The following is a 24575-nucleotide window of genomic DNA, read 5'->3' on the forward strand; positions in this document are numbered from 1 at the left end:
CATGGTCATGTCCGCATCGTCCCTGATGAGGCGCTGCCCGTGCCTGCCGGCGGCAGGGGCAGGGCAAGGTCAAAGCGCGTCCCGGCGCTTGTGCTGGTGAAGGCAAGCCCCGCCCCGATCTCCTCGGTCAGGCGCTTGACGATACTGAGCCCGAGACCGGAGTGGCCGCTGCCCTTGGTCGATGCGACCGGCGCGAAGGCCGCGGCCTGGATCTCGGGCGGCAGGCCCGGCCCGCGGTCGGCCACCGAAAGCGGCACCACCCGGCGCCCGCTGACCGTGGTCGGGGCGCGCGTGGCAATGGTGATCTCGCCACCGGAGGGCTGCGCCTCCGCGGCGTTCTTCAGCAGGTTGGTCAGGATCTGGCGCAGGTGGTCGGCCGGCACTGTCAGGGGCGGGTCCGCCGGGGTCAGATCGAGATGGAGGCGGATATTGCGGGTCCGGCACAGCGAGCCGTCGACGATGTCCGCGATCTGGCGCACCAGGCCGTTCAGCGAGGCCGGACCGTTGTCGTCGGCGGGTACGGCGTCCGGGTCCCGCAGTCGCAGCAGAATGCGGCCGACGCGATCGATCTCGTCCTTGATCAGACCCAGTTCGTGCCGGGCCTCGTGCTCCTCGCCCAGCTTGCGGTGCAGCACGCCGAGATAGTTCTGGATGATGCTGAGGGGGTTGCCGGCCTCGTGTACCGTCTCGCGGATGCGCTGCATGTCCTCGCTCGGGGCGGCGGGGGGTGGCGCAGCGCGGGCGAGTGCTCGGGCGATCTCGCGGGCAAGCGAGCGGATGAAGTCGCTGCGGGCCTCCAGGGTCTCGGCCTCGTGCTGGCTCAGGCCCAGGATCAGCACCCCGGCGGGCTGGTCACCATCGGCCAGCAGGGGATAGCTCCACAGCCGTTCGGCCTCGCACAGGCGGAACAGCTGCTGATCGATGACCGGGAGTCCGGCGGCATTGTCCTCTTCGTGGCGCAGGATTTCGCGGTCCAGCAGGGTGTCCGTGACCAGGCTGCGCCCGGGCAGCAGGGGCAGTGTGAAATCGGGCGTTTCCTCGTCCTCTACCCAGGCACTGACCGACTGCTGGTCGGCGTCCATCAGGAACAGCAGCGACTGGCTGATCCCGAGGGTCAGATACAGGGCGCGCCGCGCCGCTAGGCAGCGTTCCTGCAGACTGGCGGCGCGCGCCATCTCGGCGTTGATCCGTTCCAGCTCGGTCAGGTCGCGCACCCGCATGCCGAGGGCCCGCTCGGCCGCGCGGTCGGAGGCCTCCGGACCGGACTCGGCCGCGGCTGCGCTGGGCGCCAGTTCAATCTCCAGCGCGCCGGCCACGCGACGCACATCCTCGTCGGCGCGGTTACGTAGCTCGCGCGCCAGGCCTTCGTTCAGCCCGAATAGCGTATCCGCCGCGGCCAGGGCCGCCTCGTTACACTCGGGTTCGGCGGCTGCGGACAGCGTGGCGGGCAGGCAGACGAGGGCGTGGGCGAGGTTCACCAGCTTGACCAGGTGATGGGCATCGCGCACCCGCTCGGCCGGTTCCAGGTGATAGCGCACGGCGTCCGCCAGGAACCGGCCCAGCCCCCAGGCCTCCAGGCAGTCTCCCCCCAGCTCGCCATAGTGACGGCCGTAGGTCTCGCGTTCAGTCGCGATCAGGTGCGGGTCGTCCGTGGCCGTTTGCAGGATCGGCCAGTAGTGCCCCTCGTCCTCCGCGAGCCGCACCAGACGACCGACATCGATCAGCAGTCCGGCGAGGTAGGCCTCCTCGGGACGCGGGTAGCGGGTGAGTGTCGCCAGGGCCTGTGCCAGTCCGGCGCAGGTCAGGGAGCGGCGCCAGACGATGCGGACATACGCGCGATGCCGCATGCCGAACGCACCGAACAGCTGCTGGATGGCCGCCGTCAGCGCGAGGCTGCGGACGGTATCCAGACCGAGGCTGAACAGGGCACGGTCGATGGTGCGACAGGGCGATCCGCGGAAATAGAAAGGGGAATTGGCGGCCTGCAGCAGGCGGCTGGACATGCCGGCATCCTGCAGGATCGCGCGCGCCAGGGACTGGAAATCGGCCTCGTCGGCCTGGGTGGCATCGAGCACGGCGCTCAGGGCCTGGGGCAGGCTGGGCAGACCCTCCGTTGCCGTGTTGACCCTCGCCATTGCACTCCCCGGTGGTGATGCGGGCGGCCCGTCGTCCTCACGGACCGATGTCCGGGCACGGCGCGCCAAACAGGTTTGGTCGCGGGCGCCGGCCCGGTACGGATACCCGACTATAATGGGCGGTCTTGCCGGGTGCCAGCAAATGGGGTAGACCCGGCGTGAGTTCGTCGTCATTCTTTAGGTTGATGTTGCCAGGCTGCCAATGCCGATGAATGCGAAGCAGGGAGTCCTGATGCCGGATCGGATTGCCCCAGCGGAAGCCCCCTCCGCCGGCCGCGCACGGCCGCGCGTGCTCACCGTCGCCAGCGGCAAGGGCGGGGTGGGCAAATCGAGCATCGCGGTGAACCTCGGGATTACGCTGGCGCGGCGCGGCCGGCGTGTGTGCATCCTGGATGGGGATACCGGGCTGGCCAACGTCAATATCCTGCTGGGGCTGCGTCCGGCGCGGGGGCTGGCCGAGGTGCTCGCAGGCGAATGCGGGATCGAGGAGGTGCTGCTGGAGGGACCGCACGGGTTGCGGATCATCCCCGGGGCCAGCGGCCTGCGCGAGTATGCCGAGCTGTCACCCGCGCAACAGCGGCGCCTGGTGGACGAGCTGGCCCGTATCGAGCCCGATTTCGATGACCTGCTGCTGGATACCGCCGCCGGTATCGGCGCGACCACCCTGGATTTCCTCGCCGCCGGTCACCAGGTCCTGCTGGTGCTGACCCCGGAGCCGACCTCGCTGACGGATGCCTTCTCCCTGCTCAAGCTGGCCCTGCGCCAGCAGGCCCTGGAGGTGCGGGTGATCGTCAACATGGTGGCGGACGTGGCCGAGGCGCGCAGTGTGTTCCAGCGTTTCGCCAATGCCGCGGAAAAGTACCTGCACACGCGGGTCGAGTTCTTTGGTTTTATCCAGCGCGACGAGAGCCTGCGCTCCGCGGTTACGCTGCAGCATCCGGTGGCACTGTTCGCGGAGGATGACCCGTCGGCGCGGCCGTTCCAGCGCCTGGCCGATGCGCTGGAAGAGGATGTGCCGGCGCCGGATGCGATGCCGCTGAGCCGCTTCTGGGGCGCGCATCTCGCCCCGGAGGCCGAGCCGCCGCCCGCATCGTCGGCTCCCGGGGCTGAGCCAGAGTCCGGGGCGGCGGCCGATCCTGCCCCCGAGGGGGCCCCGGCCGCGGCCGCCGATCCGGCCATTAGCGTGGTGGTGGATGCGGAGCCGTCCGATGTGCCCGATGCGCCCAATGCGCCCAATGCGCCCAATGCGCTCGATGCACTGCACCAGGCCTTCGAGCGCAGCCTGCGCGAAGCCAGTCCCGAATCCCTGGGGGCCGCACTCGATGAACTGCAGGCCCGCTACCGCGCCCTGGCCGCGGCGCCTGATCGCGTCGAGCGCCAGTCGCGCGTGGATACGCCCGATCCCCGATCGGCCCGCGTGGAGTCGGCGCCTGCCGCGACCCCGCCACCCGATTTCGGCTGGCGCGCCGCTGCTGCGGAGTCCGCGCCAGTCACCGGGTCGGGCCGTCTGCCGGGCTATGACCACGAGCGTTTCGGCTGCCAGGATGCGCTGGCGGAACGTCTGCGCCAGCGGACGGACGCGGACCTGGATCTCGCGGCATTCCTGCGCCGACTATCGGACTGAATAGCTCCAGTCCACGCCACCCCGTGGACAACCTATTGAGAGATCAGACCTAGCGAGGCCCGAGCAGGAGCCAGGCGATCAGGCCCAGCAGGGGCAGGAACAGCAGGATCAGGATCCACAGCAGTTTCACCACCGGGCCGGCCGGGCTCTGCGCGGTCTTCACGATTGCCCAGATGACGACGAGTAGCCAGATCAGGCCCAGAATGCCGGTCACTTCGATGCCCATGCGAGGCTCCTTGCAGGTTGTGATGCGGCCGGGACGGTGCCGGCGGGTGGCCCGCTCCGCGGTCCGGTGGTGCGATGCGACATTTCGTAACACGCTTGTGCTGCGGGCGCCAGCGCGGGTCGCGGCAAAATGTGCCTGCGGCCACAAACCGATACCCTGCGGCGCAAACTGGAACGAGGGGAAACCGATGAAGATCTGGGTGGATGCCGATGCCTGTCCCGGCGTGATCAAGGAGATCCTGTTTCGCGCCGCGAAGCGCACCGGGACGCCGATGACCCTCGTCGCCAATCAGCCCATGCGTACGCCGCCGTCCAAGCTGATTGACTCGATTCAGGTCGGTGCCGGGTTCGACGTCGCCGACAACGAGATTGTCCGGCGTCTCGCGGCGGGCGACCTGGTCATAACGGCCGATATCCCGTTGGCCGCGGAGGTGATCGAGAAGGGCGGCCAGGCGCTCAATCCGCGCGGCGAGCTCTATACCCGCGACAACATCCGCGAGCGCCTCAGCATTCGCGATTTCATGGATACGCTGCGCGGCAGCGGCGTGGACACCGGCGGTCCCGCAGCCCTGGGCCCGCGCGACCGCCAGGCCTTCGGCAATGCCCTCGACCGCTGGCTTGCGCAACACGCACCGCGCCCGGGGTGACCGCCAGGCTCGGCAGCGACCGTGGTGCCCTGAGCTCGAAGCCTAAACGCGAAGCTGTCGGATCAGCCGCAGGGCCTCGTGCGCGATCCCGATCCAGTCCTCTGTGCCTGCGCAGTCCGGGTGCGGGCGCGTGGATGCGCGTTCGGGCTCAGACGCCGAGGCAGTCTCGGGGCCCCGCGAGTGCGCGCCGAGGCGGCGGTCCATACGGTGACGGGTGTGCGGTACCGGATTCACGAGCGGCCCCTTTGCGCTGGCAGTGCGTGGGTGGGTCTTCCCTCGGTAACGGCGAGGCGTGGGTGGACTTGAATCGTGAGGGTGCAGCCCCGCTGCCCGTGCAGGGGGCGTGGCCCGCGGTCCGAGGTGTTCCCATGGGGCACGGAGACCGGGGTTAATCGGGCGCCCGGGGACGATTCCGGTAGGCTGTAAGGCATCGGTGGCGGCGTTCGCCATAACCACAAAAGGAGCTTTCAAGTGGGTAGACGATGGAGCCTGATCGTGGCGGGTACGCTGGCCCTGCTGCTCGCCGGCTGCGGTGGCGAGCGCGTCTCCCCGGTCACGTTGGAGCAGCTGGCGGCATCCGCGCCCGCCTTCAATGGTGAATTGGTGGAGACCGAAGGCGTGGTGAACCGTTTCGAGGATCCGGAACACTACTGGCTGGAAGACGACGCGATCAATCGTGTCGCGGTCACGCCGAAGTCGGCGGTGCGCGCGCATGTGGGCGAGAGCCTCCGGGTGGTCGGGCGCTTCTCCTACCACCCGGAGGAAGGTCGCCGCATCGAGATCGATCCCGCCGCGACCGCCGCGCTGCGCGCGTCGGCGCGCTGACCGATACGCTGTCATACAAGAACGGAAGGTCTGGATAATCGCATGACGGAATGGATTGACGTAGTCCCCGTAGGGGATATCGAGGACGGTGACCATCGCCTGGTGGAAGCGGCGGATACCGAGGTCGCCGTGTTCAACCTCGGCGGTGAGTACTTCGCGGTAGAGAACCTCTGCACGCACGAGGATGTGCCCATCGCCGACGGCGAGATCGACGCTGATGACTGCATAACCTGCCCGATACACGACGCCCAGTTCTGCCTGCGCACCGGCGCGGTGATGGCTCCGCCAGCGGAGGATCCGCTGACGCGGTTTCCGGTCCGCGTCGAGGGGACGATGATCCAGGTCGGCGCGCAGCCGCTGGACTGAGCACCGCGAGCGCCCGCGCGGGATGCCGCGTGCAGGCCGCCCCTGTACACTATCGTCCAGAAAAACGCGGCCGGGAATCAGCGTTTACTACAGCCCGCAAGGGATTGAAGCGGGCGGACAATTATCGGCAGGAGGGCCGCACAGCGATGGCAGACAAGGGGCGAACCGAGGGCGGCGACACAGGACAGGACCTGGCTGTGGTCTGGTCCGGCCTGGCGGGGCTGTCGGAGGCCCAGCGCCAGCAGCTGGCCCGCGGCATCGTGCCGCGCGTCACGGATCACCTCGACCGCTGCCTGGAATCGGTGGCGCAGCGATGGCCTGCCCGCGGTGCCGATGCGGACACCAGCGAATGGGCCAACCAGCTGCGCAGCTACCAGTTCGTGCTGCGGCGCCAGTTCGAGGAGGCACTGGAGCGCGATTTCCTGTCCGCGACCTATCCACCCGCCTACGACTTTTCCGGCTCGGCCTACGCGGGCGATGACTCCGGGCTGCAGATACTGGACGACTACCAGTCCACGCGGCGTTCCCTGCGCCACCAGCTCGAGGGCCTGATCCGCGAGCACAATCGCTACTCCTACTACGTGTTCGTGCAGGCCGCGCGCGAGGACGACCGCTTCGAGCACCCCGGCTGGGCCCCCTGGTCGCCCCTGAACTGGTACGAGCGCCTGATCGAGTCGGCCGAGGAACAGTTCGGCCGCACCGACATGACGCTGTCGCTGATGCGGGGCTATGTGCAGTGCCTGGGCAAGACGGCCGCGCCTGCGCTGGCCTTCGTGGTGGAGACGGTGGAGGCCTGCGGCCTGGTCCGCGAGCCGGTCTCCGAGGCCCCGGACGGCGATCTGAGCCGGGCGCCGGCGCGCCCAAGCTGGGGTGATACCCGCGCGGACAATGGCGAGCCCGAAGCGCAGACGCCGGCGGATGCTGCGAGCGCGGACCCGGCGCTGCTGGCGGGGCCCGACGGGGCCGCCGCGGGTGGTGCTGTTGCGGGTGGCGGCGGCCGTGCACGCATGCCGGCGGCCGACGCCGGGCCGGAGGCCTGGCAACGCTGGGCCGCCACAGCCGGCTGGCTGCCCGGGGATGGCGGGGTGGTACCGGCGGAGTCCGGGGCCGCCCCGGCGGGTGCGCCCAGCCTGGCCGCCGTGATCGAAGGCATCCTCGCCGGGGTGCTGGCCGAGGTCTCGCAGCAGTTGCTCTGCCACGCCGAATTTCGGGGTCTGATGCAGTCCCTGCCGCCGCTGCTGGCGCGTGCAGTCAGTCGCGATCTCGAATTTTTCCACGACCCGGCGCATCCGCTGCGCCAGTTTGCGGGGAGCCTGGTCAATACCGGCGTCCGGATCAGTCCCGGTGTGAAAATCGAGGACTCGGAGGCGGTCAAGCGCTATCTGCTGGCCATGCGTGCGGCGATCCAGCGTCTGGCAAACGAGGCCGATACGATCGACCGGGCCGGTGCCGAGGACCTGTATGCGAGCTGGGAGGCCGCGCGGGCGGCGGAAGACACGAACTGGTGGGAGGGCGCCCAGGAGCGAGCGGCCCCGATGATGCAGCAGGAGCGGGCCGCGCGGGCCCGGCGCAGCCTGACCGTCTGCGTGCTGGAAACCGGCGCCGAGCTGCCGGAACGTGCCGCCGAACAGATCGCGGATGCCTGGGAGGACCTGCTGGCGGTGGACGAGGCCGCGCAGCAGGTACTGGAATCCGAGGTGCAGGAGGTGGCGCGGGCGATCTGCAACCGGGCCACACCGCAGGAGGTCAATCCGCTGGTGCAGCGCATCGTCGGCACTGCGCGCGAGTTCGGGGCCGACGACGATCGCATCAAGGCCGTGGTTCAGCACCTGGGGCAGGCCCATCTGCAGCGCATCCGCGCCACGGGCAACGAACCGCGGTTCGATCCGCAGGCGCGCATCCAGGCGCGCCGCACCCTGCGTCTGGAGGACGACGACCGCGACCTGCTGACCGATCTGGACGACCGTTTTGTCTTCGACGCCAGCCGCATTCGCAGGGGTGACTGGTTCGAGTGTGTGGACAAGGCGAGCGGCGAGTCCTGGCGCGTGGGGCTGGTCTGGCGTGGCGAGGCGACGCGGGGCTTCCTGTTCCTGTCGCTGGATCAGGGTCGGTGCCGGCGCCATTCCCTGCAGGGGGTGGCCCAGGAGCTGCGCGAGGGCCGCATGCGCCCCCTGCCGGTGGACAACCCGCTCGACGCGCTGCTGGGCTGAACCTGGGCCGCATGGGGTCGAAACGGTGCGCAGTCCCCGTAGCGGGATCCGCCGCGCGCCGTGGCTGTGCGTATTACCCCGCGGTGCGAGTTCCCCGGGCTGTCAGGCCTCGCTGCCGGCGTACGTGCAGATGGGTGGCGCCGATAACCGCCGCGGGCACCAGCAGGAGATTGAGCAGCGGCACCATCGCCAGCAGCGTGGTGCCGGCGCCAAAGGCGAGGGTCTCCAGCCGTCGGCCGCGCAGGGTCTGACGCACCGCTGCAAAACCCAGCCCGTCGTTGGCCAGCGGCGGTTCCTGGAACTCCACTGACAGCACCCAGCTCCCGAAGACGAACCAGGCGATCCCGGAGATCAGGTTGAGCCCGGGTATGATCGTGATCAGCAGCACCGGGATGAACAGCAGCGCGTAGTAGCCGGTCTTGCGCAGCGCGGTAATGCTGGCGTGGCCCGTCTCGGCGAAGAAGGATCGCGCCGGCCGCGGCGGCGGGTACCCGAGGTTACAGGCGGTGCGGTAGGCCAGAGGCCCGGAAAACGGGCTGGCGATGATCGCCGCCAGCGCGACCGCGGACACGGCGAAGGCCACCAGCAGGGCCAGCGCGAACAGGGGCCACAGCAACCAGGCCAGCCAGTCCCATCCGCTCGGGAGCCAGGCGGTCAGCAGCGCCTCGAAGCCGAACGCCGCCGCCGTGGCGAGGCCGATCACCACGGCGATGTTGATCAGCAGCGGGATCATGACCAGCCCGCGCAGGGCCGGATCGAACACCCGCGAAAGGCCGCGAAACGGCGCGAGAAACGCGAACAGGGGTGTTGCAACCCCGCGCGCAGGCTGCGCCACCGTCTGCCTCAGCGGCGGGCCCCGAACAGGGTCAGCACCAGGCCGACGGCCGCCATCACGCCCCCGCCAATCAGATACCAGCGTGTCTCGTCCGTGTAGCTACCCAGGAATTCGCGGTGCAGCTCCTCGCCCAGGCTTTCGGTGGCGTCATAGCCCATCAACAGCAGGATGATCCCGCCGACCAGCAGGGCAATCCCGAGAATTCGCGTCCAGTGCATGTTGTGTCCCTTTGTCGTGGTGTTCCCTTCCGAATGTAACACCGGTCACCGGCACGGAGGCGCCGCGGGGGCTTCGCGGCCGAGGCCGCTCCCACAAGGGTCTTTCCCCATAGGGGCGGGTCAGTCCGTGAAGCCGGGCTCCAGGCCGATGCCAATCCGGGCGAGTCGGGCCGCACCGCGGGCGGCGTCGTCGTGCTCGGCCCGGGTCACCGGCAGCCCCAGAATCCGGCGGCGGATGCGCGTCCACACGAGGTTCCGGGCGCCGCCACCGAGGGAGACCACGCGTTCCGCAGGCGGGGTACCCAGCTCGGTCAGGCGCTGGTAGCCGTCGCGCTCGATGCGGGCAATCCCCTCGAGCAGGCCCTGAAGAAAGCGCGTGTCGTCCTCGGGGCGGGGGGTCATGCGCGGCTTCAGTTCAGGGTCGTTGACCGGGAAGCGCTCGCCGGGGCGGGGCAGGGGCAGGTAGTCCAGCCCGCTGTCGGTTTCCGGGTCGATCGCAGCGCTCAGGCGCTCCAGGGCGGCATCGTCGAAATACTGGCGCAGCACGGTACCCCCGCTGTTGGAGGCCCCGCCGACCAGCCAGCGCCCCAGCAGACGATGACTGTAGATACCCAGTTTCGGGGCGTAGACCGGTTCCGGCGCGAGCTGCTTGATCACCAGGGTCGAACCCAGGCTGGTGACGCCGGTGCGGTCGTCGTCCACGCCCGTGGCCAGAAACCCCGCGATGCTGTCCGTCGTGCCCGCCACCACCCGGCAGGCCGGGTTCAGGTGCAGTGATTCCGCCATGGCGGGATCGAGTGGGCCGAGCACGGTTCCAGCAGGCACGACCGTCGGCAGCAGGGCCGCATCCGTGCCCAGGATGTCCTGCAGCCAGTCCGGCCAGCCACCCCACAGCGCGTCGTAGCCCAGTTTCAGGGCGTTGTTTTCGTCCATGCGGTCATAGCGCCCGCGCAGGCGGCCGGCGATCCAGTCCGCCTGGTGCAGCACATGGCGCACCCCGGAAAGGCCCTCGTGGCGGCGCAGCCAGAGCAGCTTGGCGGCCGAGGAGCTGGGGCTGTGCACGGCCGATTCGGTGGGGGCAACCCCGGCCAGCACCGACTGCATGTCGGTGGCGCGGGCATCGTTGTACATCAGAGCCGGGTGGGTTGGCCGGCCCTCGTGGTCCACGCGCAGCAGCGTGGCGGAGGTGCCGTCCACCGCGATCGCCGCCGGTGCCCCGCGCAGCAGGCCGGCGGCCTCGCGCAGCAGTTCGCGCACATGGCTCCACCACTGCATCGGGTCCTGTTCCGCGTGGCTGTCGTCCGCGCCGCTGGATTCCGGCAGCCCGCGCCGGGCCGTGTGGACATGGCGCCCGTCCGGGTCCAGCAGGGCCAGGCGGATGCCGGAAGTGCCCAGGTCGAGGCCGAGTGCGTGCATCGCGTCGGCGTCAGCGGTTCATGTCCAGCGGGCTGCGGGCCGGGGCGGGCAGCTGAACCGGAGCCGGAGGGTTCCAGCCCGGCTTGCGGTGTTCCGCCACCACGGTCGTGTAGATCCCTCCGCGCACGTTGAAATACGCGGTCAGACGCATGTAGCGCGGATCGGTCGCGGCCACCAGGTCGGCCAGGATGCGGTTGGTGATCGCCTCGTGGAAGGCGCCTTCCTCGCGGAACGACCACATGTAGGACTTCAGCGATTTCAGTTCCACACATTTCTGGTCGGCCACGTACTGCAGGTGCAGCTCGGCGAAGTCCGGCTGGCCGGTGGCGGGACACAGGCAGGTGAACTCCGGAATGCGCATGTAAATCGCGAAGTCGTTTTCCGGTGCCGGGTTGTCGAAGGTATCCAGGGTCTTGCTCGGCTGGCTGGGCATCTACGTCTCTCGTTATGGAATGAAAGGTCCCGCGCCTGACTGTGCCACCGTGGGAGCCTGCTTGCAGGCGAAGCCCCTGCCCACGCCGGATTTTGGCAGGGGCTTCGCCTGCAAGCAGGCTCCTACGGGGGCAGGTGTCAGGTGTTTGGGGGCAGGTCACGGTCGGGTTGTAAGCGTGTACCATTCTAACCCCGAGATTCCTGACCGCGGATAGCGCCGAACGTGCGACTCGCCCGAATCAAGCTGGCCGGCTTCAAGTCATTCGTGGACCCGACCACCCTCGTCCTGCCCGGCAACCGGGTTGGCGTGGTCGGGCCGAACGGCTGTGGCAAGTCCAACACCATCGACGCGGTGCGCTGGGTGATGGGCGAATCCTCGGCCAAGCATCTGCGCGGCGACTCCAGCGAGGACGTGATCTTCAACGGCTCCTCCAGCCGCAAGCCGGTGGGGCAGGCCTCCATCGAGCTCGTCTTCGACAACTCCGACGGCCGTCTGGGCGGCGAGTACAGCGGCTATGGCGAGATCGCCGTCAAACGCGCGCTGACCCGCGACGGCCAGTCCAAGTACTTCCTCAACGGCCAGCGCGCGCGCAAGCGCGACGTGGTGGACCTGTTCCTCGGTACCGGCCTGGGACCGCGCAGCTACGCCATCATCGAGCAGGGCATGATCGCGCGGCTGATCGAGGCGCGCCCGGAAGAGCTTCGCGTGTACCTGGAGGAGGCGGCCGGCATCTCCAAGTACAAGGAGCGCCGGCGCGAGACCGAGAACCGCGTGCGCCACACCCGCGAGAACCTGGAGCGCCTGGACGACGTGCGCGACGAGGTGGCCAAGCAGGCCGAGCGCCTGAATCGCCAGGCCGCCACTGCCGAGCGCTACCAGGCCCTGGCCGCCGAGCGGCGGCAAAAGCGCGCCGAGGCCATCCTCCTGCGCCTGCAGGCGCAGGAACGCGAGATGGAGGCCAGCCGCACCCGCCTGAACGATGCCGAGACAGCCTTGGCCCAGGCCCAGGCCGAGGCACAGAAGGCGCAGACCGGCACCGAGCAGGCGCGCCAGGAGCGCCTTGAGCTCGAGGCGGCCACCACCCAGGCGCAGAGTGCCTACTACGATCGCGCCGCCGAGGTCTCGCGGCTGGAGCAGTCCATTCGCCATGCCGAGGACGAACTGGCGCGCGAACAGGCCGAGCTGCGCCAGCTGGACAGCCGCATCGAGGCCGCCGCCGACGAGCATCAGGCGGTGCAGGCGCGCATCGCTCAGGCCGAGCAGGAGAGCGCGCAGCGCCAGGAGGCTACCGCCAGCGCCGAGGCCGAACGCGAGCGCCTGGAGGCGGGCGCGGAACAGGGCGAGACCGAATACCAGGCCGCGCGCGAGGCCCTCACCGAGTGGGAACGCTCGCTGGCGGAACCGCGCCAGAATGCGCAGCTCGCGCGCTCGCGAATGGACAACGCCGAGCACCTGCTCAAGCGCGTCGCCCAGCGCCGCGAGCGCCTCGAGTCCGAGCGCGCGGCCCTGCCGCAGACCCACCCGGGCACTGAGGCCGATCGCCTGGATACGGAACTGGGCGGCCTGCGCGAGCGGCTGCAGGTTCTGCAGGGCGATCGCGAACAGCAGCAGAGTGCGCTGACCGAACTGGAACAGGCCCAGCGCGAGGAGCAGGAACGCCTGCATGCCACCGAACGCGAGGCGCGCGAGGTCGCCGGGCGTCTGGCGGGGCTGGAGCACTTCGCCGGCGAGGACGACCCGCAGGAGACCCGCGCCCGACGCGACGCCTGGGCGCGTGAACACGGGCTGGACCTGTCGCGGCCGCTGGTGCGGCAGCTGGAGGTCGCCGAGGGCTGGGATACCGCCGTGGAGATGGTCCTGGGGGCCTGGCTGGAGGCCGCCGTGACCGCCACCCCGGAAGCCGCGCCGGATCTGCCCGACGCCATGCTGCGCCTGGTCGGTACCGACGTGCCGCAGGGCGCGCAGGCGCCGGCCGGCAGCCTGGCCGCCCGCGTGCAGGGCTCGGCGGTGGTCACCGCCTGGCTGGCTGCAGTGCAGTGCGCGGACGATCTCTCAGCCGCCCGCGCCCGAGTGGCGACGCTGGCTCCGGGCGAGAGCGTGATCACCCCGGACGGCACCTGGCTGGGGCCGGGCTGGCTGGCCCACCGCACGCTGGAGGGCGGGGCCAGCGGGGCGGTCGCGCGGGTGCGGCTGGCGCGCGAGCTGCAGGAGCGTCAGGAGGCACTCGCGACCGATGTGAACCGCCTGCAGGCCGCGCTGGAAGAGCGCAACGAGACCATCACAACCACCCGCGCCCGGCGCGAGGCGCTGGACGGGCAGATCCGCGAGCAGCAGGGCCAGATCGACGACCGCGAGCGCCGCGTGCAGCGTCTGCGCGACCAGGCCCGGCAGCTCGAGCAGCAGCAGGAACGCATCGACCGCGAGGCCGGCGAGCTGGACGAGGAGGCCGCGCGTGCCCGCGAGCAGTTCGCGACCGCGGAGGCCGAGCGCAACGAGGCGCTGGCGCGCATCGAGACCCTGGAGGCCGACCGCGCCGCGCTGGAGGCACGCCTAGAGGCCGCCCGCGCCGCGCAGTCCGAGGCCCGGGATGCGCTGCGCGCGGCGCGCGACGCGGCGAACCAGGCGCGGATGGCCGAGCAGGAGGCGCGCCACCGCCTGGAGCACGAACACCACGAGCGCGACCGCCTGGAACGCCAGCGCGAGGACGACGCCCAGCGCCGCGAGCGCCTCGCACAGGGGCTGCACGAGCGCCAGGGCCCGCTGGAGCAGTGGCGCGCCGATCTGCAGACCGCCGCGGAACAACGCCAGGAGGCCGAGGCACGCCTGACCCGGGCGCGCGCCGACCTGGAGGCCTGCGATGCGCGGCTGCGCGAACTGGCCGGTGCCAGCACCGAGCTGGGCAATCGTGTGGAGGCGCAGCGCTCGACCTGCGAGGAGCTGCGCCTGGACCTGCGCGAACGCTCGGTGCAGATCGAACAACTGAAGACCCAGCTCCAGGAATCCGGCTTCGACGCCGAGGCCCTTGCGCCCGAGCTACCGGAGGACGCCACCGTCCCGGCCTGGGAGCAGGCGATCGGCGAACTGGACCGCAAGATCGAAAAGCTGGGGCCGATCAACCTCGCGGCCATCGACGAGGCGCGCAGCCTGGAGGAACGCTCGCGCTACCTGGAAGAGCAGCACGCCGACCTGATCGAGGCGCTGGAGACCCTGGAGGCGGCGATGCACCGCATCGACCGCGAGACCCGCGCGCTGTTCAAGCAGACCTTCGACCAGGTGAATGCCGGGCTGGGGCACAAGTTCCAGCGCCTGTTCGGGGGCGGCGAGGCGCGCCTGGAGATGACCGGGGATGACCTACTGGATACCGGCGTGACCATCATGGCGCGCCCGCCCGGCAAGCGGCTGTCCACTATCCATCTGATGTCCGGAGGTGAGAAGGCGCTCACGGCTTCGGCATTGGTGTTCGCGATTTTCGAGCTGAATCCGGCGCCCTTCTGCATGCTGGACGAGGTGGACGCCCCGCTGGACGAGGCCAACGTGGGACGGTTCTGTGATCTGCTGCGCGAGATGTCGGAGCAGATCCAGTTCATCTTCATCACGCACAACAAGGCGACCATGGCCATGGCCGAGCAGCTCATAGGCGTTACCATGCACGAGCCGGGCGTGTCGCGCCTGGTCAGCGTGGATATCGACGAGGCCGTGGAACTGGCCGAGGCCTGAATGCCCTCCGGGCATTGCGTGGCCCCGAATGGGCTGCGGCAGTCTCCGGGGCGGGTATAACGGCTGCTCGGTGTGGTCGGGCAAAATCGCGGCACAACACTGCAATTAAACGAGGTACTGCGTGGATTGGATGCGCATCAGTCTGATCATTCTGGGGGTTGTCCTGATCGCGGGCATCTGGATTGCCCACCGTCTGCGTACCCGCGAGGCCCCGCTCGATCGCGACGAGGACGCCGCGGACTGGGGCGAGGAGGCCGTGCACATCCGGGCCCACGAGTCGCCTGGCCAGAAGCGCTGGTTTGAGCCGGCCGAGGCACCCGAGTCGGGCGCCGGCGCCGACCCGGAGGCCGGCTGGGGCGATCCGCTGGATCGCCACGTGCATCAGCGCACCGGGGGCAGCGTCGAACCCGGGCTGGACACGCCGCATATCCCCGCGCCCGCCGCCGGGGACCGCCACGAACCCCACCTGGGCGTGACCAGCAACGATGACGCCCCCGAGCTGGAACCCGACTATGGCCATCGCGGCGAGCGCCCGCAGGACATCTACGGCGTACTGGACAGCGACGAGGAGCCCACGCCGCCCCCGCCACATGGGGCCTTCGAGCCGTCTCCGGAGGATCGCCCGATCCGCGCCCGCCGCAAGGACATGGCCGCGGAGCCGGCCGCGCGTGCACGCGCGGCGCTGGAGGGCATGGGTACACGCCTGCGCGCCGGACTGGGCCGCTGGCGCCGTGGCGGGCTCGGGCGCTCCCGCGCCGACGATACCCTGGGTGAACCCCTGCACCCGGACCACGAGGTGGACCCGGAGCTGATCGAGGAACCCACGCCGGACATGGAGGCGCTGGGCGAGTACGTGTCCGAGCCGCGGGTGGTCGGGCGCAATCCGAAGGCCGATCGACGTGCAACCGACGAGAAGATCCTGCTGCTGCACGTGGTCGCCCCGCGCAACAAGCCCTTCACCGGTGTGGCCCTGGGAGCAGCGATGCAGCGCGCCGGCATGAAGCCCGGGGAGATGGATATCTACCACTTCCACGAGCCGGAGACGGACACCCGCGTACCGCTGTTCTCCGCCGCCAATATGGTCGCCCCCGGCACCCTGCGCGAGGAAGACCTGGCGGACATGATGACGCCGGGTGTCACGCTCTTTACCCAGGTTCATCTGACCGCCCAGCCGCAGCGTGCGTTCGAGGCGCTGCTGGAACATGCCCACCGGCTCGCGCGCGATCTGGGTGGCAGCATCCTGGATGCGCAGCAGTCCACCGCGACCAACCAGACCCTGGCCTACATGCGCGAGGACCTGAACGACTGGTTGCGTCGTCACCGCCCGGACGTGTTGCGCCGGCGCAGCATGCGATGACCGCGTCCAAGGCCCCGGTCCCCGAGGCCGGCCCGAGCGCCGCGGCCGCAGCGCGTATCGAGGCCCTGCGGCGGCAGATCGAGCATCACAACTACCGCTACTACGTGCTCGATGACCCCGAGGTGTCGGACGCCGAGTTCGATGTCCTGATGCGCGAGCTGCAAAAGCTGGAGGACGAGCACCCGGAGCTGGTCAGCACCGACTCGCCCACCCAGCGCGTGGGGGGTGCGCCGGCGGCCGGCTTTGCCACCGTGCGCCATCGCCTGCCGATGCTGTCGCTGGCCAACGGCTTCGACGTCGACGAGATCCACGACTTCGACCGCCGCGTGCGCGAACGCCTGGCGAAGCAGACCGGCGACCCGGCACGCAGCGAGGCCGCCGTCACCTATATGGCCGAGCCCAAGCTGGACGGGCTCGCCATCAGCCTGATCTACGAAAACGGCCGCCTGGTGCAGGCCGCCACCCGCGGGGACGGCGAGACCGGCGAGGACGTAACCGCCAACGTGCGCACCGTGCGTCCGATCCCGCTGCACCTGGGCGACCGCTTCACCGACGACGCGCCGCAGGTGCTGGAGGTGCGCGGCGAGGTGTTCATGCGTCGCGCCGACTTCGAGCGCCTGAACGCCGGCCTGGAGGCCGAGGGCCAGCGCGGCTTCATGAACCCGCGCAACGCCGCCGCCGGCAGCCTGCGCCAGCTGGACCCGCAGGTGACCGCGCGCCGCCCGCTCAGCTTCTTCGCCTACTCCGTGGGCTTCGTGGAAGGCGGGACCCTGCCGGACACCCAGTCCGGCACGCTGGACTGGCTGCGGGAGCTTGGCTTCCCGGCCTGCCCGGAGCGCGAGGTGCTGGAGGGTGTGGAGGCCTGTCTCGACTATTACGAGCGCCTCGCCGCCCGCCGCGCCGGGCTGGACTACGAGATCGACGGCATCGTGTACAAGGTGGATGCCCTGGCCGACCAGCAGGCGCTGGGCTTCGTCTCGCGCGCGCCACGCTGGGCCATAGCCCACAAGTTCCCGGCGGAGGAACGCACCACCACGCTGCGCAATGTCGAGTTCCGCGTCGGCCGCACCGGCGCGCTGACGCCGGTGGCGCGCCTGGAGCCGGTGCTGGTGGGCGGCGTGATGGTCAGCAACGCCACCCTGCACAACATGGACGAGATCGCGCGCAAGGACGTGCGTATCGGCGACCGCGTGATCGTGCGCCGCGCCGGCGACGTGATCCCCGAGGTGGTCGGCCGCGCCGGCGGCGAACGCCCGGCGGACACCCGCGCGATCGAGATGCCCGTGAGCTGCCCCGAGTGCGATTCGCACATCGAACGCCCGGAGGGCGAGGCCGTGGCCCGCTGCACCGGCGGGCTGGTCTGCCCCGCGCAGCGACGCGAGTCGCTCAAGCACTTTGTCTCGCGCCGCGCGATGGACATCGAGGGCTTCGGCGAGAAGATCATCGAGCAACTGGCCGACGGCGGCATCGTGCAAAGCCCGGCCGACCTGTTCGCGCTGGACGCCGAGCGCCTGGAGGCGCTGGAACGCGTCGGCCCCAAGCTCGCGGCCAATCTCGTCAACGCGCTGGAACAGGCGCGCGAGACGACGCTTGCGCGGTTCATCTTCGCCCTTGGCATCCGCGAGGTGGGCGAGGTCACCGCCCGCAACCTGGCCACGTACTACGGAGACCTGGATGCGCTGATGCAGGCCGACGCCGAGGCGCTGCAGGAGGTTCCCGATGTCGGACCCATCGTCGCCGAGCACATCGCCAACTTCTTCGCCGAGCCGCACAACCGCGACGTGATCCAGGCCCTGCGCGACGCCGGCGTCCACTGGCCCGACCCGCCCCGGCCACAAGCGGCAGAGCCGGGCGACGCGGCCCCGCTGGCCGGCAACACCTACGTCCTCACCGGCAGCTTCGACACCATGACCCGCGACGAAGCCAAGGCCGCCCTCGAGGCCCGCGGCGCCAAGATCACCGGCTCCGTCTCCAAAAAGACCACCGCCGTCATCGCCGGCGCCGACCCCGGCTCCAAGGTCACCAAGGCCGAATCCCTCGACATCCCCATCCTCGGCCCCGACGACCTCGCCCAGCTCCTCGCCTGATCATGGTGGCCTTGGTGGGTATGTTTTTGTGGGAGCGGCCTTGGCCGCGAAGCCCCTGCCAAAGTCGGACCCGGGCAGGGGCTTCGCGGGCAAGCCCGCTCCCACAGAACTATGGAGTGCTAACAATCTCGGGAGGTTCGAATGCCACGGAAGGCACGATCCCACCGGCTGCGGCTTGGGCGGGTTAGCGAGCGCGGAAGGATTTACCTGGTCACGGCGGTTTGCGCCGATCGGTACGCCTGGTTTTCCCAGTTCGAGCATGGGCGCTGTTGCGTCCATGCGCTGCGTGAACTGGAAGGCGAGGCGGATACACTCTGCTTCGTGGTTATGCCGGACCATCTGCACTGGTTGATGCAGCTCGAAGTTGGATCGCTCTCCCGCGTTGTGCAGAAGGTGAAGGGTTCGACGACGCGCCGAATCGGGCAGTTGAGTGGTCGACCTTGCCGGGTTTGGCAGCCGGGTTTCCACGATCGCGCTTTGCGCCGGGAAGAGGATCTCCAGGCCGTGGCTCGTTATGTGGTGGCGAACCCGCTTCGGGCTGGGCTGGTGGGCAATCTCGGTGACTATCCCCTGTGGGATGCGGTCTGGTTGGAGTGAGCGGCTGAATGGACTTTGGCAGGGGCTTCGCGGCCAAGGCCGCTCCCACGGTGGACAGAACCCAAGGTGCCGCTGTGGGAGCGGGCTTGCCCGCGAAGCCCCTGCCAGAGCAGCGAGATGGTCGCGCGTTGGGCCAGCCCCGCATGGGCCGCCTTGGCAGCGAGGCTCCTGCGCGGGGTTGGTTTCCCGGCGCGGGCGGGGGCTTCGCCTGCAAGCAGGCTCCCACAGTGTGTATCACGGAGTCGGGGTGCATTTTTATCAGGGGTTGCTTATGCTCCGCGGGCCGTGACGGATCGCGGTGGCCCCCGGGTTGGGCGCTTGATGTACTGTATCCGGGTGGTTTTGGTGGACATCGGAGTCGGGCGGCCAATGCGTAAAGGGTGTTGCAGCTCATGCTGAGCCGGAGCCTGGAAAGGCTGCTCAATCTGCCGCGCTCGCGTAAGCGCTGGCTCATGGTGCTGGCGGATGTCGTGATGCTGCCGCTGGCGCTGTGGTCCGGCTTCGCCATCCGCCTGGCCGAGCCGTTCCCGCCGATCATGCTGGAGACCTGGTGGCTGTTCCCGCTGGTGGTGCTGGTGGGCATCCCGGTATTCGCAAAATTGGGCCTTTACCGGGCCGTGATCCGCTTTATGGGGTCGCGGACGATCTGGGCGGTGGCAGCCGGTGTGGCCGTGCTCGCACTCGTGCTGTGGGCGGCGGCGGCGATCGGTCGTATAGACAGCTTCCCGCGCTCGGTCCCGATCAACTTCGCGATCGTGGCCTTCATCTACGTCGGTGGCAGCCGGTTCCTGGTGCGCACCTGGTATCGCTCCATCATCGAGGCAGCCGCGGGCGCCGAACCGGTGATCGTGTTCGGGGCCGGCGAGGCCGGTGTGCAGTTGCTGTCCGGGCTCAAGGCCGGAGGCCGCTTCCGCGTGATCGCGTTCGTGGACGAGGACCGCAGCCTGCAGGGCAGCTCGATCGACGGCATTCCGGTTCACAAGCCGGCCCACCTCGCGCGTCTGGTCAATCGTTTCCGGGTCGGTCGGGTGCTGCTGGCCATCCCGTCCGCGACGCGCCAGGCGCGCCGCCGCATCCTCGAGCAACTGGAACCGCTGCCGGTGTACGTGCAGACCGTGCCGTCGATGGAGGCTGTGGTCTCCGGACACGCGAGCCTCGAGCAGCTGGAGGACGTCGACATCGGCGATCTGCTGGGCCGGGATCCCGTTCCCCCTGACCCGGAGCTGCTCACCCGCAGCGTGCGCGGTCGGGTGGTGATGGTGACCGGGGCGGGCGGTTCCATCGGGTCGGAGCTTTGCCGTCGCATCATCCACCTGGAGCCGGCCGCGCTGATCCTGTTCGAGCGCAACGAGTTCGCGCTCTACAGCATCGAGCGCGAGATGCAGGAGGTTGCGGCACAGCTGGAGCAGTACCCGGCGATCCACGCCGTCCTCGGCTCCGTGGCCAATGCGCGGCGCGTGGCCGCGGTGCTGGAAGAACACGGCGTGCAGACCCTCTATCACGCGGCGGCCTACAAGCACGTGCCGATCGTCGAGTCCAACCTGATCGAGGGCGTGCGCAACAACGTCTTTGGCACCGCCGTCCTGGCGGAAGCCGCGCTGAACGCGGGCGTGGAACGCTTCATCCTGATCTCCACCGACAAGGCCGTGCGCCCCACCAACGTGATGGGCGCCACCAAGCGCCTGGCCGAGATGGTCCTGCAGGACCGCGCCCGCGAGCGGTGCTGCACGATCTTCAGCATGGTGCGTTTCGGCAACGTGCTGGGGTCCTCCGGCTCCGTGGTGCCGCTGTTCCACCAGCAGATCCGAGATGGCGGGCCGGTCACGGTGACCCACCCGGAGATCACGCGCTATTTCATGTCCATCCCCGAGGCGGCCGAGCTCGTCATCCAGGCCGGTGCCATGGCCGAGGGTGGTGAGGTCTATGTGCTGGACATGGGTGAGCCGGTCAGGATCATCGACCTCGCCCGGCGCATGATCCGCCTGCACGGGCGCCAGGTGAAGGAAGACGGCATGCCCGAGGACGGGGTCGAGATCGTCTTCACCGGCCTGCGCCCAGGCGAGAAGCTCTACGAGGAACTGCTGATCGGCGACAACGTCGAGCCCACCACGCATACCCGGATCATGCGCGCACGCGAGGACTGCGTCGCGCCACGGGACCTGCAGGCGGCCCTGAATCAGCTCGACCAGGCCGACCGCGAAATGGATACCGAGCGCGCCTGCCACACGATCCGGACAGTGGTGCACGAATACGCCCCGGCCGACCACCCGCCGCAAGAACGGTTCGCGGGGTAAGCAGGCCGTTAGCCCTTCGTGCCCCCGATCGCATCATTGTCCATGACGCCCCAGTATCCTCGGGCCGTGCATAATCGCGGCCGGTGGGCCAGCCCCCCGTAGGAGCCTGCTCGCAGGCGAAGCCCCTGCCAAAGCCGGACCCTGGCAGGGGCTTCGCCGCCAAGGCGGCTCCTACAGGCCCCGGGCAACCGTAAACGCAGACACACAGATTTAGACAGAAAGGAAGCAAGGGATGAAAATCGCAGTCGCCGGAACCGGCTATGTCGGGCTTTCCAACGCCGTCCTGCTCGCGCAGCACCACGAGGTGGTCGCGCTGGACGTGGTGCCGGAGAAGGTCGAACAGATCAACCGCAGGCAGTCGCCGATCATCGATGCCGAGATCCAGGATTTCCTCGCGAACCGCGAACTCAACCTCAAGGCGACACTGGACAAGCAAGAGGCCTACGAAGGCGCGGACTTCATCATCATCGCCACGCCCACGGACTACGACCCGCAGACCAACTACTTCAATACCAGCACCGTCGAATCCGTGATCCGCGACGTGCTGGCGATCAACCCGCACGCCACGATGGTCATCAAGTCTACCGTGCCGGTCGGCTACACGCGCGAGATCCGCGCGCAGATGGAGACCGACAACATCCTGTTCTCTCCCGAGTTCCTGCGGGAGGGCCGGGCGCTGTACGACAACCTGCACCCGTCGCGGATCATCGTGGGCGAGCAGTCCGACCGCGCCGAGACCTTCGCGGGCCTGCTGGCGGAAGGCGCAGTGGACGCGGACATCCCGATCCTCTTCACCAACTCCACCGAGGCCGAGGCGATCAAGCTGTTTGCCAACACCTACCTGGCCATGCGTGTGGCGTATTTCAACGAGCTGGACAGCTACGCCGAGACTCACGGACTGGAGACCCGCCAGATCATAGACGGCGTCTGCCTGGACCCTCGTATCGGTAGCCACTACAACAACCCGTCCTTCGGCTACGGCGGCTACTGCCTGCCGAAGGACACCAAGCAGCTCCTGGCGAACTACGACGAGATCCCCAACAACATCATCGGCGCGATCGTCGACGCCAACCGCACGCGCAAGGACTTCGTGGCCGACGCGGTCATTCGGCGCAATCCGCAGGTGGTGGGCATCTATCGGCTGGTGATGAAGAGCGGCTCCGACAACTTCCGTGCCTCCGCCATCCAGGGCGTGATGAAGCGCATCAAGGCCAAGGGTATCGAGGTCGTCGTCTACGAGCCGGAACTCCCGGACGACGACTTCTACCGCTCCCGCGTCATCCGCGACCTCGACGAGTTCAAGCGCATCAGCGACGTGATCGTCGCCAACCGCATCACCGACGACATCCGCGACCAGACCGACAAAATCTACACCCGCGACCTCTTCAATAGCGACTGATCAGTTTCCACGCCTTCCCTCCCTTGTAGGAGGCCAGCCCTCTGGCCGATCGGATGTTGGACAGGCCCATCGGCCAGAGGGCTGGCCTCCTTGTGTGTCGTCGCAGACGGTTCGCTACCATCTGTGGCACTGGGCTCGGGGCAACCCGTTGGCCTCCTGAGGCTTTGAGCCTGATTGGTAGATCGGTCCCCGAGCCCGTTTTCATCTCGAAGTTTGCACGGTATCCAAGCCCCCCTCCGTGACGGACGGGTGAGGCTGTACGGACAAGGCGAGAGGACGAGATGGCTCATATTGGCATTGATGTCAGCAAGAACAAGCTCGACTGCATGTGGGTGCGGGACCTGGAGGCGGGCAAGGTCAAGCCCAAGGTGTTCCCGAACCGCCGGGACCAGTACCCGGAACTACTCCACTGGCTCGAGCGCAACACGGGTGAGTCGCCCGAGGCACTACATGTGTACTTGGAGGCCACCGGCATCTATCACGAACCCCTGGCGTACTGGCTGCATGAGCAGGGCGTGCGGGTCTATGTACTGAACCCGGCCCAAGTGCGCTTCCACGCCCAAGGCATGGGGGTGCGCAACAAGACGGATCGCAAGGACAGCATGATGCTGGCGCGTTACGGCATCGAACGCGCGCCCGCACCGTGGCAGCCGGAACCCCCGGAGGTGCGGGAACTCAAGCGTCTTCTGGGGCGGCTGGAGGCGCTGGAGCAGGACATCCGGCGCGAGGAGAACCGGCTGGAGAAGGCGCAGTTCAGTGAGGATGCGCTGGCCCAGGAGTCCATCGGCAACGTGCTGGAGGCCCTGCGCGAGGAACACCGGCGTCTCCAGCAGCAGATCGACGACCACTTCGACGTTCATGACCACCTGAAGCGGGATCGGGCCCTGCTGGAGAGCATCCCCGGGATCGGCCGGGTGTTATCGGCCTCGATGACCGCGACGTTGCGCAGCCGGGCGTTCAAGAGTGCCCGTCAGGCGGCGGCGTTCCATGGACTGGTGCCGGTCCAGCAGGAATCGGGCATCTCGGTCCAGCGGCGACCGCGGCTGGCGAAGGCCGGCTCCAGCCGCCTGCGACGCAAGCTCTATATGGCGGCGGTCACGGCCGCGCACCACAATGCCGACGTTCGGGCGCAGTACCAGCGGCTGTTGCGGCGCGGCAAGGCGAAGATGGCGGCAATCGGCGCCGCGATGCGCAAGCTATTGCACATCGCCTTCGGTGTGCTGAAGTCGCAGCAGCCGTACCAGCCTCGCTGCAGCACCGGTTGAACCCAGTGACCGAGACACGGTATCTACACGGGGCGATTGCTGTAGGAGCGCAGCCCTCTGCGCGATGGGGCGCTGGGTATAACCCCCAATCGGCCAAGGGGCGAAGGATCGCTCGCTCGTCTACGGCATCGATGCTACATTGGTAAAACGAATTATCGATCGATCAAGGTGCTGAAATGGAAGCCCTCACCATCTCTCCTAAATATCAGGTCGTCATCCCCAAGGCGGTACGCGAGGCGCTGCATCTTCGTGCCGGCCAGAAGGTCCAGATTGTGGCGTACGACGACCGTATCGAGCTGATTCCCGAACGGCGCATGAGCGAGATGCGGGGGTTTCTCAAGGGCATTAACCCCGACATCCCGCGCGACGGAGACCGCGTGTGAACGTGGTCGATTCGTCCGCGTGGCTGGAATACTTTGCCGACGGCCCGAACGCCGATGTGTTTGCAGACGCAATCGAAACCACGGCAGAACTGATCGTGCCCACGCTCAGCCTCTATGAAGTCTTCAAACGGGTGCTCCAACAACGAGGCGAGGCAGCGGCCCTGCAGGCGGCCGCACTGATGCAGCAGGGCGAACTCGTCGAACTCACGGGGCCTCTGGCCCTGTCCGCTGCCCGTCTCGGCGCCCAACATGGCCTCCCGCTCGCCGACAGCATCATCTACGCCACCGCGCGCGCCCATCAGGCCGACCTCTGGACCCAGGACGCGGATTTCGACGGGCTTCCAGCTGTTCACTACATCCCGAAGCCTTCCCCGTAGGAGGCCAGCCCTCTGCGCGATGGGGCGTTGGTGATGCCAATCGGCCAGAGGGCTGGCCTCCCACTTCTGTGGTGGCTCCGAGACCTGTAGGAGCGCAGCCCTGTGCGCGATGGGGTAGTGGGCGATGCCATCGGCCGGCGTCGGTTGATTTGGGACTTTGGTGGC

20 protein-coding genes are annotated in these 24575 nt (G+C 68.8%); 14 read left to right on the forward strand and 6 right to left on the reverse strand.

Annotated features, from left to right (window positions below; all coding sequences use genetic code 11):
* Positions 1–5 precede the first annotated feature (5 nt).
* Positions 6–2135 (reverse strand): HDOD domain-containing protein, encoded by a 2130-nt coding sequence (locus D000_RS0107280; RefSeq protein WP_018872877.1) that lies wholly within the window; start codon positions 2133–2135, stop codon positions 6–8.
* Positions 2136–2367: 232 nt separating this feature from the next.
* Here D000_RS0107280 and D000_RS0107285 point away from each other — a divergent pair, with 232 nt between their 5' ends.
* Complete coding sequence (locus D000_RS0107285; RefSeq protein WP_026279829.1) at positions 2368–3759, forward strand: MinD/ParA family protein; 1392 nt, start codon at positions 2368–2370, stop codon at positions 3757–3759.
* A 49-nt stretch (positions 3760–3808) separates the two neighbouring features.
* On the opposite strand, the gene D000_RS13840 is transcribed toward D000_RS0107285, so the two are convergent.
* Positions 3809–3985 (reverse strand): PLDc N-terminal domain-containing protein, encoded by a 177-nt coding sequence (locus D000_RS13840; protein WP_018872879.1) that lies wholly within the window; start codon positions 3983–3985, stop codon positions 3809–3811.
* A 187-nt stretch (positions 3986–4172) separates the two neighbouring features.
* On the opposite strand from D000_RS13840, the gene D000_RS0107295 reads away from it, so the two are divergent.
* The 4 genes from D000_RS0107295 to D000_RS0107310 all read left to right on the forward strand — a co-directional run bounded on the left by D000_RS0107295 (position 4173) and on the right by D000_RS0107310 (position 8032).
* Positions 4173–4631 (forward strand): YaiI/YqxD family protein, encoded by a 459-nt coding sequence (locus D000_RS0107295; RefSeq protein ID WP_018872880.1) that lies wholly within the window; start codon positions 4173–4175, stop codon positions 4629–4631.
* 495 nt (positions 4632–5126) lie between these two features.
* The gene (locus D000_RS0107300; protein ID WP_018872881.1) at positions 5127–5456 is read left to right on the forward strand and encodes a hypothetical protein; all 330 of its coding nucleotides are present in this window, start codon (positions 5127–5129) and stop codon (positions 5454–5456) included.
* 42 nt (positions 5457–5498) lie between these two features.
* Positions 5499–5822 carry a non-heme iron oxygenase ferredoxin subunit gene (locus D000_RS0107305; protein WP_018872882.1) on the forward strand — a complete coding sequence of 108 codons (324 nt, stop codon included), beginning with the start codon at positions 5499–5501 and terminating at the stop codon, positions 5820–5822.
* A 221-nt stretch (positions 5823–6043) separates the two neighbouring features.
* A complete protein-coding gene (locus D000_RS0107310) occupies positions 6044–8032 on the forward strand; it encodes a DUF1631 family protein (RefSeq protein ID WP_026279830.1) in 1989 nt (662 codons plus the stop codon).
* A gap of 73 nt (positions 8033–8105) precedes the next feature.
* Here the strand turns inward: D000_RS0107310 and cysZ are convergent, their stop codons facing one another.
* The 4 genes from cysZ to queF all read right to left on the reverse strand — a co-directional run bounded on the left by cysZ (position 8106) and on the right by queF (position 10934).
* On the reverse strand, positions 8106–8867 hold the full coding sequence (cysZ, locus tag D000_RS0107315) for a sulfate transporter CysZ (protein WP_018872884.1): 762 nt from the start codon (positions 8865–8867) through the stop codon (positions 8106–8108).
* Between the two features lie 8 nt (positions 8868–8875).
* The gene (locus tag D000_RS0107320; protein ID WP_018872885.1) at positions 8876–9085 is read right to left on the reverse strand and encodes a DUF3185 family protein; all 210 of its coding nucleotides are present in this window, start codon (positions 9083–9085) and stop codon (positions 8876–8878) included.
* Positions 9086–9205: 120 nt separating this feature from the next.
* Positions 9206–10501, reverse strand: coding sequence for an FGGY-family carbohydrate kinase (locus D000_RS0107325; RefSeq protein ID WP_018872886.1), 1296 nt, complete (start codon positions 10499–10501; stop codon positions 9206–9208).
* 10 nt (positions 10502–10511) lie between these two features.
* Positions 10512–10934 carry a preQ(1) synthase gene (queF, locus tag D000_RS0107330; RefSeq protein ID WP_018872887.1) on the reverse strand — a complete coding sequence of 141 codons (423 nt, stop codon included), beginning with the start codon at positions 10932–10934 and terminating at the stop codon, positions 10512–10514.
* A 222-nt stretch (positions 10935–11156) separates the two neighbouring features.
* On the opposite strand from queF, the gene smc reads away from it, so the two are divergent.
* The 9 genes from smc to D000_RS0107385 all read left to right on the forward strand — a co-directional run bounded on the left by smc (position 11157) and on the right by D000_RS0107385 (position 24410).
* Positions 11157–14651: a chromosome segregation protein SMC gene (smc, locus tag D000_RS0107335; RefSeq protein ID WP_018872888.1), complete on the forward strand. Its 3495-nt coding sequence runs from the start codon at positions 11157–11159 to the stop codon at positions 14649–14651.
* A gap of 130 nt (positions 14652–14781) precedes the next feature.
* On the forward strand, positions 14782–16008 hold the full coding sequence (gene zipA / locus D000_RS0107340) for a cell division protein ZipA (RefSeq protein WP_018872889.1): 1227 nt from the start codon (positions 14782–14784) through the stop codon (positions 16006–16008).
* Positions 16005–18095: an NAD-dependent DNA ligase LigA gene (gene ligA / locus D000_RS13400; protein ID WP_018872890.1), complete on the forward strand. Its 2091-nt coding sequence runs from the start codon at positions 16005–16007 to the stop codon at positions 18093–18095. The genes zipA and ligA overlap by 4 nt, the downstream gene beginning before the upstream one ends.
* Before the next feature lie 141 nt (positions 18096–18236).
* Positions 18237–18692 carry a transposase gene (locus tag D000_RS0107360; RefSeq protein WP_018872891.1) on the forward strand — a complete coding sequence of 152 codons (456 nt, stop codon included), beginning with the start codon at positions 18237–18239 and terminating at the stop codon, positions 18690–18692.
* Positions 18693–19084: 392 nt separating this feature from the next.
* Entirely contained in the window at positions 19085–20986 is a 1902-nt protein-coding gene (locus tag D000_RS0107365; protein WP_018872892.1) for a nucleoside-diphosphate sugar epimerase/dehydratase, read from the forward strand.
* Positions 20987–21218: 232 nt separating this feature from the next.
* Positions 21219–22385 (forward strand): nucleotide sugar dehydrogenase, encoded by a 1167-nt coding sequence (locus tag D000_RS0107370; RefSeq protein ID WP_018872893.1) that lies wholly within the window; start codon positions 21219–21221, stop codon positions 22383–22385.
* A 281-nt stretch (positions 22386–22666) separates the two neighbouring features.
* Positions 22667–23650, forward strand: coding sequence for an IS110 family transposase (locus D000_RS0107375; RefSeq protein ID WP_018872894.1), 984 nt, complete (start codon positions 22667–22669; stop codon positions 23648–23650).
* A gap of 176 nt (positions 23651–23826) precedes the next feature.
* On the forward strand, positions 23827–24033 hold the full coding sequence (locus D000_RS0107380) for an AbrB/MazE/SpoVT family DNA-binding domain-containing protein (protein ID WP_018872895.1): 207 nt from the start codon (positions 23827–23829) through the stop codon (positions 24031–24033).
* Positions 24030–24410 carry a type II toxin-antitoxin system VapC family toxin gene (locus D000_RS0107385; protein WP_018872896.1) on the forward strand — a complete coding sequence of 127 codons (381 nt, stop codon included), beginning with the start codon at positions 24030–24032 and terminating at the stop codon, positions 24408–24410. Before D000_RS0107380 ends, D000_RS0107385 begins: the two co-directional genes overlap by 4 nt.
* Positions 24411–24575: the final 165 nt, after the last annotated feature.

The organism is Thioalkalivibrio sp. ALJ16, assembly GCF_000377345.1.
GTDB lineage: Bacteria > Pseudomonadota > Gammaproteobacteria > Ectothiorhodospirales > Ectothiorhodospiraceae > Thioalkalivibrio.